The organism is Dickeya oryzae (assembly GCF_009372235.1).
In the GTDB taxonomy this organism is placed as follows: Bacteria; Pseudomonadota; Gammaproteobacteria; order Enterobacterales; family Enterobacteriaceae; genus Dickeya; species Dickeya oryzae.
Map to the genome: position 1 here is coordinate 112,362 of NZ_SULL01000006.1, position 18,058 is coordinate 130,419.

Here is an 18,058-nt window from a genome sequence, read left to right on the forward strand (position 1 = left end):
GCTTGTTTAGGGTTTGTGGGTTTTATCGCTATCCGGCACGGAAGCGCCGTCATCATTCGCCAGTTCATCATCCTGCGACGAGGCATTCGCGGTCAGCAGGTAAGGCGACTGTTGCCAGCGGGAACGACGGTGCTGCAACAAGGTACGGGCCAGAATAATGCCAATGGCCAGCGCCATCATGATCATCAACCGCAGGATGTTGGTGGTGTTATCCACCTGACGGGCTTCCGTCGCCAGCACATGGGTGTCCAGCGTGATGCGCAAAAAACCGATCGGGCCGTCTTTAGTGTTGAGCGGCTCCACCATCTGGTGATTGAAGTAACTACCGGCGCGGCTGCCATCGAGCGCCAGCCGGTCACGTACAGCCACCTGCTCACCTGACCGCGCCACCAGCGTGCCGTCCTGCAGGTACACGGCGGCATCCAGAATACGGCTGTGATCCGTTAACTGCTGCAACATCTCTTCAATTTTGCTGCTGTTATCGTTGTTACTCTCCAGCAACGGGGTCAGATTGAATGCCACCTGGCGTGTCAGCGTGCGCGCCAGCTCTTCTACCTGCTCGGAACGGGCCATCTGATGGCTGAGGCTGAAATAAGACGCGCCTTGCAATAAGACCACCAACAGAGCCAGACAGATCAGCACAATGGCGGTGCGATGTAAGCGAAATTTAATCCGGGCCCGAACCATGGGAATACCTGCGCGATTTGGATACTTTCATGTTGCCAGAAGCGTTAGCGATAGGATAGCTTGTTGCGTTAATTTGTGGCCGTCCACCCCGTCAATGCTCACTACCCGCAGGAAAGGATATTTAACCCATGTCGAACCGTTTGACCTATAGCGATCTGCCCGATGAGATCAACTGCTGGCCAAATTTACCCTTGTCGCTGAGTGACGACGAGGTCATGCCGCTCGACTATCGCGCCGGTAATACCGGCTGGCTGATGTACGGCGATGTGCTCGACAAATATCTGCTATCCCGCATCCAGCGTCGTCTGGATGAACCGCTGGTGATAGTCAGTGCCTGGAGCGTGGACGACTATCAGGTTGTACGCCTGGCGGGTACCTTAACACCACGCATCACCAAAGTTGCCCACGAACTGGGTCTGGATGTCACACCGATGGGCAATACGCCGAGTTTGCGCTCGCCCGGCCTGTTGGTGATGGACATGGATTCCACCGCCATTCAGATCGAATGTATCGATGAAATCGCCAAACTGGCCGGTACCGGTGAACAGGTCGCGGAAGTGACCGAGCGCGCCATGCGTGGCGAACTGGATTTCGCCGCCAGCCTGCGCCAGCGTGTCGGCACCCTCAAAGGTGCTGATGCCAACATTCTGCGACAGGTGCGGGAAACATTGCCGCTGATGCCTGGCTTGAAAAACATGGTCAAACAGTTACAAGAGGCTGGCTGGTACCTGGCTATCGCATCCGGCGGTTTCACCTATTTCGCTGACTACCTGCGTGACGAGCTTGGTCTGGTAGCAGCAGTCGCCAACGAAATGGGCATGCGCGACGGTAAACTGACCGGTGAAGTGGTCGGCCCCATCATCGATGCGAAATATAAAGCCGATACGCTGCAACAACTGGCCGAGAAACTGGCTATCCCGGTACACCAGACGGTCGCCATCGGCGACGGTGCCAACGACCTGCTGATGATTAAAGCCGCGGGGCTGGGCATCGCGTATCACGCCAAACCGAAGGTGAACCAGCAAAGTGCCGTCACTATCCGCCATGCGGACCTGACCGGCGTATTGTGTATTCTCAGCGGTAGCCTGCGACACGAAAAAAGCTGAACCGTACACCCGTTCACAGACCATTTGTTATGAGCGACAGGTGATAGATAACGCGCTATCACAGTGCAGTGCGATTCACCAGGCAGTAAAAAGAAAGCGCAGTCAAACAGGAGGGAATTCATGGCCAAAGCCGTCAAACGTGCTTTTGTCTGTAATGAATGCGGGGCTGACTACCCACGCTGGCAGGGGCAATGCAGCGCCTGCCACGCCTGGAACACCATCACCGAGGTGCGTCTGGCCGCCGCGTCCTCCCCATCACGCAACGATCGCTTCTCCGGTTACGCCGGGGACAGCGGCAGTGTCAGTCGGGTGCAGAAACTCTCCGACATCAGCCTGGAGGCGCTGCCGCGTTTCTCCACCGGCTTTTTGGAGTTTGACCGGGTATTGGGCGGTGGCGTGGTCCCCGGCAGCGCCATTCTGATCGGCGGTAACCCAGGTGCGGGTAAAAGTACCCTGCTGCTGCAAACCCTGTGCAAATTGTCCGAACAAATGAAAACCCTGTACGTCACCGGCGAGGAATCTCTCCAGCAGGTGGCGATGCGCGCCCACCGCCTCGGTCTGCCCGCTCAACATATTAATATGCTGTCGGAAACCAGCATCGAGCAAATCTGCCTGATTGCCGAGCAGGAACAACCGAAGCTGATGGTGATCGACTCTATCCAGGTGATGCATCTGGCCGATATTCAATCGTCTCCCGGCAGCGTGGCGCAGGTGCGCGAAACCGCCGCCTACCTGACACGCTTTGCGAAAACCCGTGGTGTTGCCATCATCATGGTCGGTCACGTCACCAAAGACGGCTCGCTTGCTGGCCCAAAGGTACTGGAGCATTGTATCGACTGTTCGGTATTACTCGATGGCGACGCCGACTCCCGTTTTCGCACCCTGCGCAGCCACAAAAACCGTTTTGGTGCCGTCAACGAACTGGGTGTATTCGCCATGACGGAACAGGGGCTGCGGGAAGTGAATAATCCGTCTGCCATCTTCCTGAGCCGGGGTGATGAAATCACATCGGGCAGTTCCGTGATGGTGGTATGGGAAGGCACCCGACCGCTGCTGGTTGAAATTCAGGCGCTGGTGGACCAATCGATGATGGCGAACCCGCGCCGGGTCGCTGTTGGGCTGGAACAAAACCGGCTGGCGATTCTGCTGGCCGTATTGCATCGCCACGGCGGGTTGCAGATGTCGGATCAGGACGTGTTCGTCAACGTGGTCGGTGGCGTCAAGGTCACAGAAACCAGCGCCGATCTGGCGTTGCTGTTATCGCTGGTGTCCAGCTTCCGCGACCGACCGCTGCCGCAGGATGTGGTGGTGTTCGGTGAAGTCGGTCTGGCGGGAGAAATTCGCCCGGTGCCAAGCGGTCAGGAGCGTATTATCGAAGCGGCCAAGCATGGGTTTAAACGCGCCATCGTGCCGTTTGCCAATATGCCGAAGAAACCCCCTGCCAATATGCAGGTGATGGGCGCGAAAAAGCTATCGGACGCGCTGGCGATTCTGGATGATCTGTAATTTCCATTAGGCTTTACTTGCCGGAACAGTAATATGGCAGTGCGTTATCCGCCACATCGGAGTATCAGACCATGTCTCCCTACGATTACCTGAAAACAGCCATCAGACAAAAAGGCTGTACCCTGCAACAGGTCGCCGACGCCGCGGGTATGACCAAAGGCTATCTGAGCCAGTTGCTCAATGCCAAAATCAAAAGCCCCAGCGCGCAGAAGCTGGAATCGCTGCACCGTTTTCTGGAGCTGGAATTCCCCTATCAGCAAAAAAGTATCGGTGTGGTGTTTGGTAAGTTCTACCCGCTGCACACCGGCCACATTTACCTGATTCAACGCGCCTGTAGTCAGGTAGACGAGCTGCACGTGATTCTTGGCTACGACGAACCGCGCGATCGCCTGTTGTTTGAACACAGTTCCATGTCGCAGCAACCCACCGTCAGTGACCGTCTGCGCTGGTTGTTGCAAACCTTCAAGTACCAAAAAAATATCCATATTCATGCCTTCAACGAACAGGGCATGGAACCCTATCCGCATGGCTGGGATGTGTGGAGCTGCGGTATCAAACAGTTTATGGCGGAAAAAGGTATCGACCCGCAATACGTCTATACCAGTGAAGAGCAGGACGCCGCGCAATACAAAGAACACCTCGGTATCGACACCGTGCTGGTCGACCCGAAACGCTCCTTCATGAGCATCAGCGGCGCGCAGATCCGCCAGGATCCGTTTCGCTACTGGGAATATATCCCCACCGAAGTGAAGCCGTTTTTCGTGCGCACCGTGGCGATTCTGGGCGGGGAATCCAGCGGTAAATCTACGCTGGTCAACAAGCTGGCGAATATCTTCAACACCACCAGCGCCTGGGAATATGGCCGTGACTACGTGTTCTCCCACCTGGGGGGGGATGAAATGGCGCTACAGTATTCCGATTACGACAAAATCGCGCTCGGTCAGGCCCAGTACATCGATTTTGCGGTGAAATACGCCAATAAAGTGGCGTTTATCGACACCGACTTCATCACCACGCAGGCGTTTTGTAAAAAATACGAAGGCCGTGAACACCCGTTCGTGCAGGCGTTGATTGAAGAGTACCGCTTTGATCTGGTGATTTTGCTGGAAAATAACACCCCGTGGGTGGCAGATGGCTTGCGCAGCCTCGGCAGTGCGGCGGATCGCAAAGCGTTTCAGGATGTGCTCAAAAGCATGCTGGCAGAAAATAACGTCCCTTACGTTCATGTCACCGAATCCGACTACGACAGCCGCTTTCTGCGCTGTGTGGAACTGGTGCAACAGATGCTGGGGCATGACCGCCAGCCACCGATCATGACAGCGGCGGGCTAACCCCCCGCTGTCAGTCGGGGGCTACCAGTGCCAGTGATGAGAAGGCGTGATGATTTCCGGCAGCGGCACGTCCCAGCTTGCTACCGGTAACGCCTCTACCTGCTGGCAATCATGCGCCAGTCCGATAGGATAAGGGCCGCGCGACTGCCAGTGTTGCAACGTGCGGTCATAAAACCCACCGCCCATCCCCAACCGCTGCCCGGTGGCATCGAACGCCACCAGCGGCGTCAACAGCACATCGAGTTGCTCAACCGGCAATACGTCGCGCACATCCAACTGCGGTTCCTGAATCTTCAGCCGATTCCACACCAGTACCGTATCCGGCGCATAACGTAAAAACAGCAGATGCCCGCAACAAAAAGGGTGCAGCACCGGCAGATAGACCTGTTTTTGGTGCTGCCAGAGTGCGGCTATCAACGGTTGGGTATTCAGCTCGCCGTCAAACGACAAAAACACCGCGACGCGTTTGGCACCGACCAGACGCGGATTCGTCATCACCCGCTCAGCGGCCTGCTGGGCAAAGGTGGCTTGCTGCAAAGGCGTTAACGCACGACGACGCTGGCGAACCTGCTGACGAATATGCTGGCGTAACGAGGTAATACAAGAGAGATCGGAAGACGCACTGGCTAGGTTCATGCGCAGTCACTGCCATGCCATTAACAGGGGATAAACGAGAGGGAATCTCCGAGATGCCGCCGCAGGCTGTAACCCTTGAACCCTTGGTTCAAGGTGAACGCAACGTCGCAATCTTAAGGCTTCTCGGCCGAACCGAGCGTGCTCACCAACTACGGATCGTTACATTCTGTTGGTTGAAATATCGGCTCAGGGGACTTGCCCGCTGGCGAACATCTCAGAGAAATTTTGTTCTTTCAAAGCTACCTTATCACGTCTGGTAGCGATGTGTTACCCAAAAAAATCGGACTTTTGTCAAAACGAGACACGCTACTCAAATTGCGCGCCCTGACGTTCAGTAATTCGCCCTTGCTCCAGCAAGGCCTGCTCAATCGTCTGCTGCAACATGCGAATACGCTGTTCCATATTCGCGGCATAGTCACGGGTTTTCAGCCGTTCCTGCGCCAGCTCATGACACACGTTAAGCGCAGCAATAAACACCAGTTGCTCGGTGTTCGTCACCCGGGTACGCACCTTGAGGTCCTGCAACCGCTGGTTAAGATCCTCCGCAGCCTGATTCAGCGCATCCTGCTGTTCTGGCGGACAATTAACTCTTAACGAACGGCCAAAAATCTGAATATCTACCGGTTGTGCAGACATGTCACCTTCCTGCCTTATTTCGTTTCACGCCCGCATGAGGGACATCCGCTGCGCGGCCCGTGACGGGGCCTTGAAAAAGCGGGCGCTACTATATATATCCAAAATAGAAGATACAAGCCCTTTATTATACCCATAAGATTGTCAGTGGCAGAGGCGTTGCTCAAAACGAAAGCCCGTTGTCCTGCCGCTTGAATCCATTGGGTATACGTCTGCTGACGGAGCTTGCTGGTATAGCAACGGAGCTTGGTGGTAGCATAACACGAACGACCTGCCAACGACGATGAATGCTCATGTCTATACAGAATACACTCCCCGGTTACGATGCTATCGACCAGCTTTTGCACCAGCATCAGGTTGCCCTGACCGCCGCCGAAATGCACGGCCTGTTAAGCGGCATGCTGTGTGGCGGCAACCACGATGACAGCTGGAAAACACTGACATTTGAATTGACTAACGACGGTATGGCTTTCCCGCAAACGCTGGCCCAGCCGTTACAGCAATTGTATCAGGTGACCCGCGATACGCTGGAAGACGACGGTTTCATGTTCCAGTTGTACCTGCCGGACGACACGCAGGAAGACGTTAGCGTCTTTGACCGCGCCGATGCACTGGCGGGCTGGGTCAACCATTTCCTGCTCGGTCTTGGTGTTGTCCAGCCCCGTCTTAGCAAAGCGCAGGGGGAACTCAAAGAAGCGATTGATGACCTGCGTAATATCGCCCAGCTCGGTTACGACGAAGATGAAGACAAGGACGAACTGGAGCAGTCGCTGGAAGAAGTGATCGAATACGTGCGGGTGGCGGCCATCATGTGTCATAACGAATTCACCCGCCCGGTACGCACAGTGCCGGAGCAAAAAAAACCGACGCTGCATTAATACACAGGCTGCATTGATGCCCTTTTCAGGAGCAGGTAATGAATTCACAAGAATACCTTCGCCGTCGTCTGGCTCTGCTGGACAAAATGGCACCCGGCAGCGCGGCGATCCTGTTCGCTGCGCCAGAAGCTCAGCGTAACGCGGACAGCGACTATCCGTACCGCCAGAACAGCGACTTCTGGTATTTCACCGGCTTCAATGAGCCGGAAGCCGCGCTTTTACTGATTAAAAGCGATGAAAATCATCACCATACCGTATTGTTCAACCGGGTACGTGATGTCACCGCTGAAATCTGGTTTGGTCGTCGTCTTGGTCAGGAAGCCGCCCCCGCCAAACTGGGCGTGGACCGGGCTCTGCCATTTAACGAAATCGGCGAACAACTGCACTTGTTGCTCAATGGCCTGGACGTGGTCTACCACGCGCAGGGCGAATACGCCCACGCCGATAAACTGGTGTTCGCCGCGCTCGAGACGTTGCGTACCGGCGGTAAACGCAAAGGCTTTAACGCACCGGCAACCCTGACGGACTGGCGTCCGTGGGTACACGAAATGCGTCTGTTCAAGTCTCCGGCGGAAATCGACATCCTGCGCCGCGCAGGGGAAATCAGCGCACTGGCCCACACCCGTGCGATGGAAAAATGCCGCCCCGGTATGTTCGAATATCAGTTGGAAGGCGAAATCCACCACGAGTTCAACCGCCACGGCGCGCGTTACCCGTCTTATAACACCATTGTCGGCAGCGGCGAGAACGCCTGTATCCTGCATTACACCGAAAATGAAAGCCAGATGCGCGACGGCGACCTGGTGTTGATCGACGCCGGGTGTGAGTACCAGGGCTACGCGGGTGACATCACTCGCACGTTCCCGGTCAACGGCAAATTCAGCCCGGCACAACGCGCTATTTACGATATCGTGCTGGAGTCTGAGGTGCGTGCGATAGAGATGTTCGCGCCGGGCCGCAGCATCCGCGAAGTCAATGAAGAAGTGGTGCGTATCATGCTGCGCGGCCTGATTAAACTCGGCATCCTGCATGGCGATGTCGATACACTGTTCGCGGAACAGGCCCACCGTCAGTTCTTCATGCACGGCCTGAGCCATTGGCTGGGTATGGACGTCCATGACGTCGGCGATTACGGCACCGCCGATCGCGGCCGGACGCTGGAGCCGGGTATGGTGCTAACGGTAGAGCCGGGTCTGTATATCGCACCGGACGCCGATGTACCTGCGGCCTATCGCGGCATCGGTATCCGAATCGAAGACGACATCGTGATCACCACCACCGGCAATGAAGTGCTGACCAGCGGCGTCGTCAAAGACCCCGATGCGATCGAAGCTCTGATGGCAAGGGCGGCAGGACGCGTTTCATGACCATCATGATTGTCGGCGGTGGCATGGCTGGCGCGACACTGGCGCTGGCTATCTCCCATCTGTCTGGCGGGAAACTTGCGGTCGATCTGGTCGAAACCCGCTCGCCAGAGGAAAGCCAACATCCCGGTTTTGACGCTCGCGCCATCGCACTGGCGCAGGGCACCAGTATGCAACTGGATGCCATTGGCGTCTGGCAAACGCTGTCGCCGGTCGCGACGCCTATCACCCATATACATGTTAGCGATCGGGGCCATGCGGGCCGGGTACAATTGCAGGCAGGTGATTACCGGGTCCCCGCGTTAGGTCATGTGGTCGAATTGCACGATGTCGGCAAGCGCCTGTTCGCGTTATTACAGCATGCGCCAGGCGTGCGGTTACATTGCCCGGCCACGGTGGTCAGCCTGCAGCGGGAGACGGATAGCGCCTCGCTGCTGCTGGACAACGGCACGCGCCTTGAAGGGCAGTTACTGGTGGCGGCCGACGGTTCACGTTCCCAGCTGGCACAACATGCGGGGATCCAGTGGCAACACACGCCGTATGAACAGGTGGCGATCATCGCGAATGTCGTTACCGCGCAAGCGCATCAGGGCCGCGCCTATGAGCGCTTTACCGAACACGGCCCACTGGCACTACTGCCAATGAGTCGGGGTCGCAGCTCGCTGGTGTGGTGCCATCCCTTATCGCAGCAGGCTGAAGTCGATAGCTGGAGCGATGAGCAATTCCGCCAGCGGTTACAGCGGGCGTTCGGCTGGCGGCTCGGTGCCATCACCCACGTCGGTGAGCGCCATAGCTATCCGCTGGCGCTGTCGACCGCCAGTCGGCATATCAGCCATCGGCTGGCGCTGGTGGGTAATGCGGCACAAACCCTGCACCCCATTGCCGGACAAGGATTCAACCTTGGCCTGCGCGACGTGATGACCCTGGCGGAAACCCTGGTAGCAGCCGCCGCACAAGGTGAGGATCCGGGCAGTCAGGCCGTACTACAACGCTATCAACGCCGCCGTGAGCCGGATCAGCACACCACCGTCGCCCTGACGGATGGGCTGGTGCGCGTCTTCTCCAACTCTCTGTTCGCGATGGAAGTTGGGCGGAATCTGGGGCTGATGGCCATGAACAGCTTGCCGCTGCTGCGTGACGTACTGGCGCGGCGTACATTGGGCTGGGTAGAACGTTAATACAGACAGGAATTCATGCTCTATGCAATCATTTGATGTGGTTATCGCGGGTGGAGGCATGGTCGGACTGGCGCTGGCCTGCGGCCTGCAAGGTAGCGGCCTGAGCGTCGCAGTGCTGGATAAGCAGGCCGCCACCGAACCGTCGGTCAACGGCCCACACGCCCTTCGCGTATCCGCCATCAATGCCGCCAGTGAAGCGTTACTGCGCAAGCTCAACGTCTGGCCGGGGATTGCCGCACAGCGACTCAGCCCTTACAACGACATGTATGTCTGGGATAAAGACAGCTTCGGTAATATTCGTTTTTGCGGCGAGGAGTTCGGTTTTTCCCACCTCGGCCACATTATCGAAAACGAGGTTATCCAGTGGGCGTTGTGGCAACAGGCGGCCCAGTCGCGGGATATCACTCTCATGGCTCCTGCCACATTGCGTCAGGTCGCCTGGGGTGAGAACGAAGCCTTTATTACGCTGGAAGACGGCGGCATGCTCACCGCCCGGCTGGTTGTCGGTGCCGACGGCGCACACTCCTGGCTGCGCCAACACGCCGACATTCCGCTGACGTTTTGGGATTACGGCCACCATGCGCTAGTCGCCAATATCCGCACGGAACAGCCGCATAACGCGATTGCCAGCCAGGTGTTCCACGGTGAGGGTATTCTGGCGTTTCTGCCGCTGAGCGATCCACATCTGAGTTCCATCGTCTGGTCGCTGCCGCCAGAGCGTGCTCAGCACCTGCGCGAGCTGCCCGCTGATGCCTTTGCCAGACAACTGGCTATCACCTTCGATATGCGTTTGGGCTTGTGCCAGTTGGAGAGCGAGCGCCAGACCTTCCCGCTTACCGCACGTTATGCCCGCAGCTTTGCCGCCCACCGGCTGGTGCTGACGGGCGATGCCGCGCACACGATTCATCCACTGGCAGGCCAGGGCGTCAACCTCGGTTTCATGGATGTGGCGGAACTGATCGCCGAGCTGAAACGGCTACAGGCACAAGGGAAAGACATCGGTCAGCATCTGTATCTGCGGCGTTACGAGCGGCGTCGTAAGCACAGCGCCGCCATGATGCTGGCGAGTATGCAGGGCTTTCGTACCCTGTTCGCCGGTTCTCACCCGGTTGGCAGCCTGCTGCGTGATATCGGCCTGAAGCTGGCGGATACACTGCCGGGCATCAAGCCAACGCTGGTACGTCAGGCCATGGGACTTAACGACCTGCCTGAATGGCTGGATCACGCCGGATAAGCTAACAATAACCGGGCTGCGAGCATTGAGGATGGCGCAGCCCGTCGTCCAATATACCTGCCTTGTTTTCCCTTTCCCTGCGTGATGTTTTCTTGAATGACGTTTTCTTGAATCGCGACACTCTGAATATCAGATAACGGCCACTATGAATATATTCAAAAATAAATGAAACCAATTACCTCCCATTAATCAGACATCATTTAATTATTTTAAATTGAAATTATCCGAACCAAAGAAAAATATAATTCATTTATTGCACACTGATTTTTACGAACATCACAATCTGTTTAATACGCTATTTAATATACATTTTCGTCACAATAACCCATTGATAGTCATATCACACCAATGAGCGAATACATTTTTCATAATTAGAAAAACAATTACCCCATCAAGGAGATAGCACGAATGAGTAATACTCGAATATCGAAATATAAAGGCGTATGATTTTCACAAAGGCGATTGTAATCATTTAAAGGAAAGTGCATCGAAACCTAATTCAGGTGTCATGGTTTATCCATGTACCAACCTGCTATGGGGTTTCATTCACTGTTCGTCTTTTCTTTTTTATTCCCAAGGAGAAATAGCATGCAAGCTCGTACTGTAAAGGAAAAGATCATACTGGCGGTGCTGATTGGCATTATTGCCGGCATCATTTGCGCGATAGCCAAATTTGGCTGGGAAATTCCTTTCCCACCCCGGACCCCAGAACGGGATCTGACCAACCCGCCCCAGCAATTACTGCAGCAGCTTGGCATGTCGTTTGATCTTTCGCATCTGACCTATCTGTTCAATGGCAACCCGCGACCGATCATGAGTTTCATCATGCACTTCGGCTTTTCGATTACGTTTACCGTGCTTTACTGCGTAGCCGCAGAATTCTGGCCGCGCATCAAACTGTGGCAGGGTGCGTTCTACGGTCTGGTTCTGTGGGTGGTGTTCCACGTTGTACTGCTGCCGCTGTTCGGTACTGTACCTGCCCCTTGGGATCAGCCGTTCGCTGAGCACTTCTCAGAAATCTTCGGCCACATGTTCTGTTTCTGGGTAGCGGAGCTGGCGCGTCGTGACTTGCGTAACCGCATCACCCACCAGTCAGAAGATTCGCTGACGACTCAACACGCGCACTGATTTATCACTCGCATTACGGTTACCCGCCCCTGATGGCTATTAGGGGCGTTCTGTTTTTGCCTCTTACGCTCGACCGCCGTTCCGACCGCTACATTCCATTTCAGATATCACATCCGCCCTTCATGCAGACCAGGGGAACAGTTCCACCTGGTACACAAACCTAAATAGCTTACAGTCACATCATGTCGCAGGAAGCAACATATTATTAACAATTAAGGACACCGACATGATGCCCATCTATTTTCTTACGTCTTTCCTACACCGGCTCTTTGGTTACACTGTCAGTTATCTTCACATCGCGGGTGTGTTATTTCTGCTTTGCAGCAACGCACATGCACTCACACCTGATGATGCCCGGCATTTACTTGAACGCACCAGTTTCGGTGCCAGTAAGTCCGATATCGAAGCACTGTTGCCGCTTTCCAGAGAGCAGGCTGTGTCACACGTGCTGGCATCGCTGGACACGCCCCAGACGCTTCAGCTGCCCTTTTATATTTCCCAGCCACGCCCGAATTACTGGGATAAAGACTGGGAGAAAGAATCCGTCATGTTTCAGCGCATCAACGAATTGCGCCAGTTACAGGATTGGTGGATGCAGGAGATGATTGAAACGCCTGCGCCCTTTGCCGAACGCCTGACACTCTTCTGGCACAATCATTTTGTTTCGCGCTTTCAGAACACCCGCGTTTCCGCCCCGTTTTATGACCAGTTGCAGCTATTTCGACATGCCGGCACCACCAATTTTCGGGAATTACTGCGCGGTATTTTGCGTGACCCCATGATGTTAAGCGGGCTGGATAACGTTAAAAACACACGTACCCACCCGAATGAAAACCTGGCGCGAGAACTGATGGAGTTATTCACGCTGGGTATCGGCCATTACAGTGAGCAAGATGTGAAGCAAGTTTCCCGCCTGCTGGCTGGGCATACCGTCGCCCAGGAAGGCGGCTGGCGCTATCAGGTCAACGAACACGAGCGCGATACCGGGGAAAAAACGATCCTCGGCCAATCGGTACAGGGAAGTGCCAGTGATGAACTTGATCAGCTCGTCGACATATTATTGCGCCAGCCCAGCACCGCTGAACGTATTGCCGGCAAGCTGTATTACGAGTTCGTCTCCCTCACCCCCAATGAGGCGGAAATACACCGGCTGGCCGCAATCTTGCGTGACAATCATTATGATTTGCGGGCACTACTCAACGCGTTGCTATTAAGCGATGCATTCTGGGCCGAGGAAAATCGTGGCAATTTAGTCAAATCGCCGCTGGATATGATAGTCGGATTTGCCCGCACCTTTCGTCTGCGCCTGCCTGATTACCGTATCCTCACCGACTACGCCGCTGTGCTGGGGCAAGAACCGTTCAACGCCCCGGATGTCTCTGGCTGGAAAGGGGGGCTGAGTTGGTTAACCAGCGGACAAATCACGAACCGCAAACGCATTATCGAGCGGCTGTGGGTGGCTGTCGGCCAGTCCGCTCTGCTGGCGGACAAGCCTGTCGACGGATTACATATTCGCTTTAGTTCCGAATATCGCCGCGTCCCAGCGACATTCCGCGTGAGCGTCAATCAGCAGCCTGTTGCCACGATCACCGCCAATGCCGGTTTGCATACGCAAGGCATTGAAAAAGCCTCGAACGAATCCGCCGCCATGAAGCCGATGTGGGAAAACACCGTTATTCCCAGTACCGCACTGCCGCCACACCCCAAAACCGTCACGGTCAGTTTTACGCTAACGGACGTCGATACTCACCTGTTTATCAACTGGATAGCGCTGAATGGTCAACGCTATAACCCATCCCGGGCGCGTTGGGTAAATACCACCGCAGGCCTTTGTCCGATTGGGGTGCCACTCGGATCGTTTTATTGCCACGCCGAGCTGGAGTTCTCGTTAGATGACACGGACAGTGCCGATCAGGCATCACTGAAAGACTTACAAACCCCTCTGAATTTCAACCTGGAATACGGCACAGCGAGATTGCAGTTAGCACCACGCGCGTCCCAGGCCCACGCGGCGTCATCACCGCGTCCTCAGGCACCGTTGCCGCCGCTGATGCCCGTACTTTCTAATGAGGCCGCGATGCCCATGCAAGCGTCATCCACCAGCCAGCTTAGGGAATTGCAGCAACAGATGTACCGGATTATGAGCCTCGATCCGGCCTACAACCTGAAATGATAGGGAGTGACCTATGATGACCGCACCTGATTACACCCGCAGAAACCTGCTGAAATTATTCGGCTCGCTGCCACTGGTCTCGCTGCTGCCTGCGCCGTTGTTAGCGGAAAACCTTCAGGCGTTACGCCAGCAAACCGGCCAGCGCAGGTTGATTATCATTGAGCTGTTTGGTGGCAACGACGCCCTCAATACGCTGATCCCTTATCGTGATCCGCTTTATCGTCACTATCGCCCTACGCTGGCGGTTCCGGCCAACGAATGGCTGCCGCTCAATGATGATTTCGCCTTTAACCCTGGGCTTGTCGAGCTGGAGGAGATTTATCAGCGTGGGGAATTGGCCATCTTTTCGGATATCGGCTATCCCCATCCGACGCTGTCGCATTTCGATGCCACCGCCATCTGGAATACTGCCAATACCGACCTCAGCTCGCGCTCAGGCTGGGTAGGCCGTACGCTGGCGGCCAATCAAGACCCCGCCAGACGCTACGATACCGATGGCATTGTTTTCTCCGGCTCGCCCGATTTCATACATCAGGAGGGGGTCTTCGCCCTTGAGCTTCAGGATGCCGACGCACTGCGGTCTGGCGACGATATGGCATTACGGGCAGCGATGCCGACAGATAACAACGCCTCACATTATCTGCGTTCACTGATAGAAAATACCCACACTATCCATCAGCGCATTCGGCAAAAGCTCAATCGCCCCAATCCATTTGCGCGATTATTCAACCCCGAGCCATCAGGCTATATGCCGCCGGTCTACATTCAGGGCGCACAACTGCTGTGGCTGATAGCCTGTGGCGTGGATACCCCGGTGCTGAAATTAGGCACATCCGGGTTTGATCTGCACTCGCTGATGCGAGAGCAACATCGCCCACTGTTGCAACAGGTCGCCAGACTACTGACAGGGTTGCGTCAGGGCCTGATAGACATCGGCGTCTGGCAGGACAGCATGATTCTGGTGCAGTCAGAATTTGGTCGCCGACCGCAGGAGAATGCGTCTGGTGGCACGGATCATGGCTCCAGCGGGGTGGCATTCCTGTTGGGCGGTGCACTGAGCGGCGGCCTCTATGGCTCACGTACCGACCTGGACAGGCTCGATGACGTCGGTAACCCGACCTTTACCACCGACTTTCGCCAGCTTTATTCCAGCATCGTGACGCAGTTCTGGCGCTTACCGCATAACCCATTGCAGCAAGAAGGTTTTTCACCTCTACCTTTGCGCTTTCGCACCTAACCTCATGATGATAACAAGGATGACAATCATGAATAACGCCATGCCCCTGCCACACATCAAAAAACCTGTACTCACCCACGCAGAACCCGACAGCGTGATTCACGAGCGGGTATCAGAAGGTGATTTTATATACGACGCCTCGCTGCCCGGCACCTGTGACCTGTTGGTATGCGTCACCCTGTATAACGAGCCGCCGACAGCACTCAATGATACGCTGGCGGCACTATCACGCAGCCATGCCGTATTGCGCCGTCATACCTCACCTTACAGCGATGACCACGCACCCCCTTCCCTGATGATTTGCCTCATCACCGACGGTGACGAGGCACTCCATCCTGACACACGACGCTGGCTGGTATCGTCCGGTTTTACCCTGTCGGATACCACCAATACGGGCCACACGACTCACAACCGCCTGCACGTCCAGCGCAGTGCGCTGGCTGATCCGCCACCGTTTGGTTTGATGCCGGTATCGTCCGAACCGGAAGGAAGCTGCCGCTACTCACCACTGCTGCTGGCAGAGAAACGCGACAATCGGGGTAAACTGGATTCGCACAACTGGTTTTTCCGCCACCTTTGCCGGGTGATCACCCCGCGTTATGTGTTGCAAATCGATAGCGGTTCGATTCCTGACAACGACTGCCTGTACCACCTGTACCTGTATCTGGAACAACACCATGACTGTGCGGCACTGGCGACACACACCACCACCGCCATACCGACTGACGCCAGCCTGATAACCAACTGGCAATATGCTGATTTTATTTGGGAAAAGATCACCGACTGGCCAGTGAGTCAATGCCTTGGCTATATGGATGTGCTTCCCGGTCAGTGTAGCCTGATGCGCTATGCCGCGCTGATAGCTCCGGGTCCGCAGGGGTCATCCCCCCTGACACGCTACTTACGCGGTCTGCATCCGGAAGGGTTGCTGGAGCATAACCAGTTCCTGGCGGAAGACCGGGTATTGGGGTTTGAGCTGATTAAAGAGACCCCAGCCACCACAACGTACCTGCCCCCAGCCAGACTGGAAACCGATGCCTGCACCACACTGAGAGAATTGATGCGCCAGCGCCGTCGCTGGATCAACAGCACCCTGGCCGCCCGCTTTTCCGCTTTGCTGGAACTGCCTGCGCTCTGGCGCGAGGCTGCGCTCTCGTACCGCCGCAAATGCCAGGTAACGCTAGCGATGCTATGGCATTGCACGCCGTTATTCACGTTATTGTTTTCCCCCACGCTGCTGAGTCTCTCGGCTGCGCTCGTCGTACCATCGCTGTTAGTTACCGACTCACCGGGCATGGTGCAATACCTCTGGGTGGGCAGCATCTTGCTACTGTGGTGTGGCGTGATAGTCCTTAGCCGTTCATGTAGCATCAACACCGCGACCGGGCTTCGACTTCATCAAATCGCCATGACGCTGATGGGGTTCACCGCTATCTTACTCACCCTCAGCAGCTTGCTGGTTTATCCGCTGGCGATAATCCTGTTATTTATACTGCCGCTCTTACTGATTGCTCTTGCCTCACCTGACAGCCCGAATGCAGGGTGGCGGATAGCGCTTTATTACCTACCCAGCCTGTTATTTTTCCCGCTATATCTGACGACCTATTCCCTCGCCCAGTTCAGCGATATCAGTTGGGGAACAAAAGGGCTCACCCATGCCACACCCAATAATCTTTCAGCACGCTGGAAACGATCGCGGGATCACCTCCTCCTGGGGTGGCTGATGGCAAATGTGATCCTCACCTTCACGCTGCTGTCTGCCGGAGAGCATATTTATCTCTTTTTTGCCGCAGTGCTGCTGAGCATTATGCTGGTTCGTTATTTCATCGCGGCGTGGTGTCATTATTTTTCTCCTGGAATTATTCACCACCGTTATCAACGGGCCCCCATACAAGACAGATAAAATGGTAGCGAGATAAATAAAAAAACAAAAAATAATGTAATGACAGAAAAACGGAATGCATCAATGCAAATGAAATAGCATGATAGTAATAACACCACTCATTAATAGTAATTATATTACCCATTAATAGTAATAGCGGTGTGGCCGTGGTGCTTACTCTTTCACGGCCACTATCTTGCGTAATGCACGACTGGTTATACCGAAGTCACGTGCAATCCGCTCCTGGCTCACCCCCTGGCTTAACAACAACCTGACAACGACATTCCGCAATTTTAAATAGATCCCCCAGGAAGAGGGAATATCCAGAACATTATCGGGCATGGAGTGGAATAGCATCTTGTCATGTGTCTTTTTTGACAGATGCATGCCGACTCTTTGCAGAAAAAGAGGATAGTCCCGGCTGACATAAATGCGTCCTCCGCCATGATTGATAATGAATTCAATCATTTTATCAAAACCATCATTCTCGATAATTTCTGATACCACCCAAGGTAACGATGCCAGCACCGTCACCTTATTATTCAAATAAAAATCATTAAACACTGAAAAGCGAGGATCATTTAAATCGGGCAGACCAGAAAACACACCACGAAGAATAGAGTATTCCACCCCACCTCCTGTCTTAAAAGGATACAATTAATTCGGATATTCCCTTCATACTTCGAGTTGTAGGTGCGTTGGCTTCATTACTCGGCCATCCCTAAGCATCGCCCTTTTCAGGCCGTAGCAAGCTGTGCTCAACTCTGCTACCGACAGAGTTGTCTCTCACCGAAGGCCAGCCATTGGCTGATAATAAATTCGTTTCCAACGAATTTGTCACTCGCTTGCCGTGTTAAAAGGCTCTAACTGGACTTGCCTTAAAGGGCCAACACGTTGCGTTGTTCAACACACGAGCGTGTTGGCCTACAATTCGAATATTTGGGATATAAAATAAAAAATATTCATCATCAAAGAAATAAAATACAGTAATCAACCTTTGAAATTAAATTAACTATAAGATAGAAAAAAACAATAACAACAACCAGAAAGCAGTATATTTACATAGAGAAAAAACAATGGAAACA

Annotated in this window: 15 protein-coding genes and 1 other RNA gene; 11 read left to right on the forward strand and 5 right to left on the reverse strand. The window is 54.7% G+C overall.

Annotation, left to right across the window (positions count from 1 at the left end; all coding sequences use genetic code 11):
- Positions 1 to 6 precede the first annotated feature (6 nt).
- Entirely contained in the window at positions 7 to 687 is a 681-nt protein-coding gene (locus tag FAZ14_RS12455; RefSeq protein ID WP_153508622.1) for a YtjB family periplasmic protein, read from the reverse strand.
- Between the two features lie 128 nt (positions 688 to 815).
- Here FAZ14_RS12455 and serB point away from each other — a divergent pair, with 128 nt between their 5' ends.
- The 3 genes from serB (at position 816) to nadR (ending at position 4,630) form a co-directional block, all read left to right on the forward strand.
- Positions 816 to 1,793, forward strand: a complete 978-nt coding sequence (serB, locus tag FAZ14_RS12460; protein WP_016943203.1) for a phosphoserine phosphatase — start codon at positions 816 to 818, stop codon at positions 1,791 to 1,793.
- A 120-nt stretch (positions 1,794 to 1,913) separates the two neighbouring features.
- Complete coding sequence (gene radA / locus FAZ14_RS12465; protein WP_016943204.1) at positions 1,914 to 3,299, forward strand: DNA repair protein RadA; 1,386 nt, start codon at positions 1,914 to 1,916, stop codon at positions 3,297 to 3,299.
- A gap of 71 nt (positions 3,300 to 3,370) precedes the next feature.
- Positions 3,371 to 4,630, forward strand: a complete 1,260-nt coding sequence (gene nadR / locus FAZ14_RS12470) for a multifunctional transcriptional regulator/nicotinamide-nucleotide adenylyltransferase/ribosylnicotinamide kinase NadR (RefSeq protein ID WP_153508623.1) — start codon at positions 3,371 to 3,373, stop codon at positions 4,628 to 4,630.
- 21 nt (positions 4,631 to 4,651) lie between these two features.
- On the opposite strand, the gene FAZ14_RS12475 is transcribed toward nadR, so the two are convergent.
- From FAZ14_RS12475 to zapA, 3 genes are all read right to left on the reverse strand, one after another.
- On the reverse strand, positions 4,652 to 5,266 hold the full coding sequence (locus tag FAZ14_RS12475; protein ID WP_153508624.1) for a 5-formyltetrahydrofolate cyclo-ligase: 615 nt from the start codon (positions 5,264 to 5,266) through the stop codon (positions 4,652 to 4,654).
- Positions 5,267 to 5,307: 41 nt separating this feature from the next.
- A non-coding RNA gene (gene ssrS / locus FAZ14_RS12480) (6S RNA) lies at positions 5,308 to 5,490 on the reverse strand.
- An 82-nt stretch (positions 5,491 to 5,572) separates the two neighbouring features.
- Entirely contained in the window at positions 5,573 to 5,902 is a 330-nt protein-coding gene (gene zapA, locus FAZ14_RS12485) for a cell division protein ZapA (RefSeq protein WP_012883229.1), read from the reverse strand.
- Between the two features lie 290 nt (positions 5,903 to 6,192).
- Between zapA and FAZ14_RS12490 the strand changes: the two genes are divergently transcribed.
- The 8 genes from FAZ14_RS12490 to FAZ14_RS12525 all read left to right on the forward strand — a co-directional run bounded on the left by FAZ14_RS12490 (position 6,193) and on the right by FAZ14_RS12525 (position 16,994).
- Positions 6,193 to 6,777: a YecA/YgfB family protein gene (locus FAZ14_RS12490; RefSeq protein ID WP_038924998.1), complete on the forward strand. Its 585-nt coding sequence runs from the start codon at positions 6,193 to 6,195 to the stop codon at positions 6,775 to 6,777.
- Between the two features lie 38 nt (positions 6,778 to 6,815).
- Entirely contained in the window at positions 6,816 to 8,144 is a 1,329-nt protein-coding gene (gene pepP, locus FAZ14_RS12495; protein ID WP_153508625.1) for a Xaa-Pro aminopeptidase, read from the forward strand.
- Positions 8,141 to 9,319: a 2-octaprenyl-6-methoxyphenyl hydroxylase gene (gene ubiH, locus FAZ14_RS12500; RefSeq protein ID WP_016943209.1), complete on the forward strand. Its 1,179-nt coding sequence runs from the start codon at positions 8,141 to 8,143 to the stop codon at positions 9,317 to 9,319. The genes pepP and ubiH overlap by 4 nt, the downstream gene beginning before the upstream one ends.
- Positions 9,320 to 9,341: 22 nt before the next feature.
- Positions 9,342 to 10,553: an FAD-dependent 2-octaprenylphenol hydroxylase gene (ubiI, locus tag FAZ14_RS12505; protein ID WP_016943210.1), complete on the forward strand. Its 1,212-nt coding sequence runs from the start codon at positions 9,342 to 9,344 to the stop codon at positions 10,551 to 10,553.
- A gap of 588 nt (positions 10,554 to 11,141) precedes the next feature.
- Entirely contained in the window at positions 11,142 to 11,681 is a 540-nt protein-coding gene (locus FAZ14_RS12510) for a YagU family protein (RefSeq protein ID WP_016943211.1), read from the forward strand.
- A gap of 226 nt (positions 11,682 to 11,907) precedes the next feature.
- On the forward strand, positions 11,908 to 13,854 hold the full coding sequence (locus FAZ14_RS12515) for a DUF1800 domain-containing protein (protein ID WP_016943212.1): 1,947 nt from the start codon (positions 11,908 to 11,910) through the stop codon (positions 13,852 to 13,854).
- A gap of 13 nt (positions 13,855 to 13,867) precedes the next feature.
- The gene (locus FAZ14_RS12520) at positions 13,868 to 15,091 is read left to right on the forward strand and encodes a DUF1501 domain-containing protein (protein ID WP_016943213.1); all 1,224 of its coding nucleotides are present in this window, start codon (positions 13,868 to 13,870) and stop codon (positions 15,089 to 15,091) included.
- 28 nt (positions 15,092 to 15,119) lie between these two features.
- A complete protein-coding gene (locus FAZ14_RS12525; protein WP_016943214.1) occupies positions 15,120 to 16,994 on the forward strand; it encodes a glycosyltransferase family protein in 1,875 nt (624 codons plus the stop codon).
- Between the two features lie 153 nt (positions 16,995 to 17,147).
- Here FAZ14_RS12525 and FAZ14_RS12530 read toward each other — a convergent pair whose 3' ends face one another.
- Complete coding sequence (locus FAZ14_RS12530) at positions 17,148 to 17,603, reverse strand: hypothetical protein (RefSeq protein ID WP_016943215.1); 456 nt, start codon at positions 17,601 to 17,603, stop codon at positions 17,148 to 17,150.
- Positions 17,604 to 18,058: the final 455 nt, after the last annotated feature.

What these genes read in the sequence shown, in the direction of transcription:
- radA (WP_016943204.1), top strand. Translation starts at nt 1,914, where the DNA reads ATGGCCAAAGCCGTCAAACGTGCTTTTGTCTGTAATGAATGCGGGGCT.
- zapA (WP_012883229.1), bottom strand. Translation starts at nt 5,902, where the DNA reads ATGTCTGCACAACCGGTAGATATTCAGATTTTTGGCCGTTCGTTAAGA.
- FAZ14_RS12510 (WP_016943211.1), top strand. Translation starts at nt 11,142, where the DNA reads ATGCAAGCTCGTACTGTAAAGGAAAAGATCATACTGGCGGTGCTGATT.
- FAZ14_RS12490 (WP_038924998.1), top strand. Translation starts at nt 6,193, where the DNA reads ATGTCTATACAGAATACACTCCCCGGTTACGATGCTATCGACCAGCTT.
- serB (WP_016943203.1), top strand. Translation starts at nt 816, where the DNA reads ATGTCGAACCGTTTGACCTATAGCGATCTGCCCGATGAGATCAACTGC.
- FAZ14_RS12520 (WP_016943213.1), top strand. Translation starts at nt 13,868, where the DNA reads ATGATGACCGCACCTGATTACACCCGCAGAAACCTGCTGAAATTATTC.
- FAZ14_RS12475 (WP_153508624.1), bottom strand. Translation starts at nt 5,266, where the DNA reads ATGAACCTAGCCAGTGCGTCTTCCGATCTCTCTTGTATTACCTCGTTA.
- pepP (WP_153508625.1), top strand. Translation starts at nt 6,816, where the DNA reads ATGAATTCACAAGAATACCTTCGCCGTCGTCTGGCTCTGCTGGACAAA.
- FAZ14_RS12455 (WP_153508622.1), bottom strand. Translation starts at nt 687, where the DNA reads ATGGTTCGGGCCCGGATTAAATTTCGCTTACATCGCACCGCCATTGTG.
- ubiH (WP_016943209.1), top strand. Translation starts at nt 8,141, where the DNA reads ATGACCATCATGATTGTCGGCGGTGGCATGGCTGGCGCGACACTGGCG.
- nadR (WP_153508623.1), top strand. Translation starts at nt 3,371, where the DNA reads ATGTCTCCCTACGATTACCTGAAAACAGCCATCAGACAAAAAGGCTGT.
- FAZ14_RS12525 (WP_016943214.1), top strand. Translation starts at nt 15,120, where the DNA reads ATGAATAACGCCATGCCCCTGCCACACATCAAAAAACCTGTACTCACC.
- FAZ14_RS12515 (WP_016943212.1), top strand. Translation starts at nt 11,908, where the DNA reads ATGATGCCCATCTATTTTCTTACGTCTTTCCTACACCGGCTCTTTGGT.
- ubiI (WP_016943210.1), top strand. Translation starts at nt 9,342, where the DNA reads ATGCAATCATTTGATGTGGTTATCGCGGGTGGAGGCATGGTCGGACTG.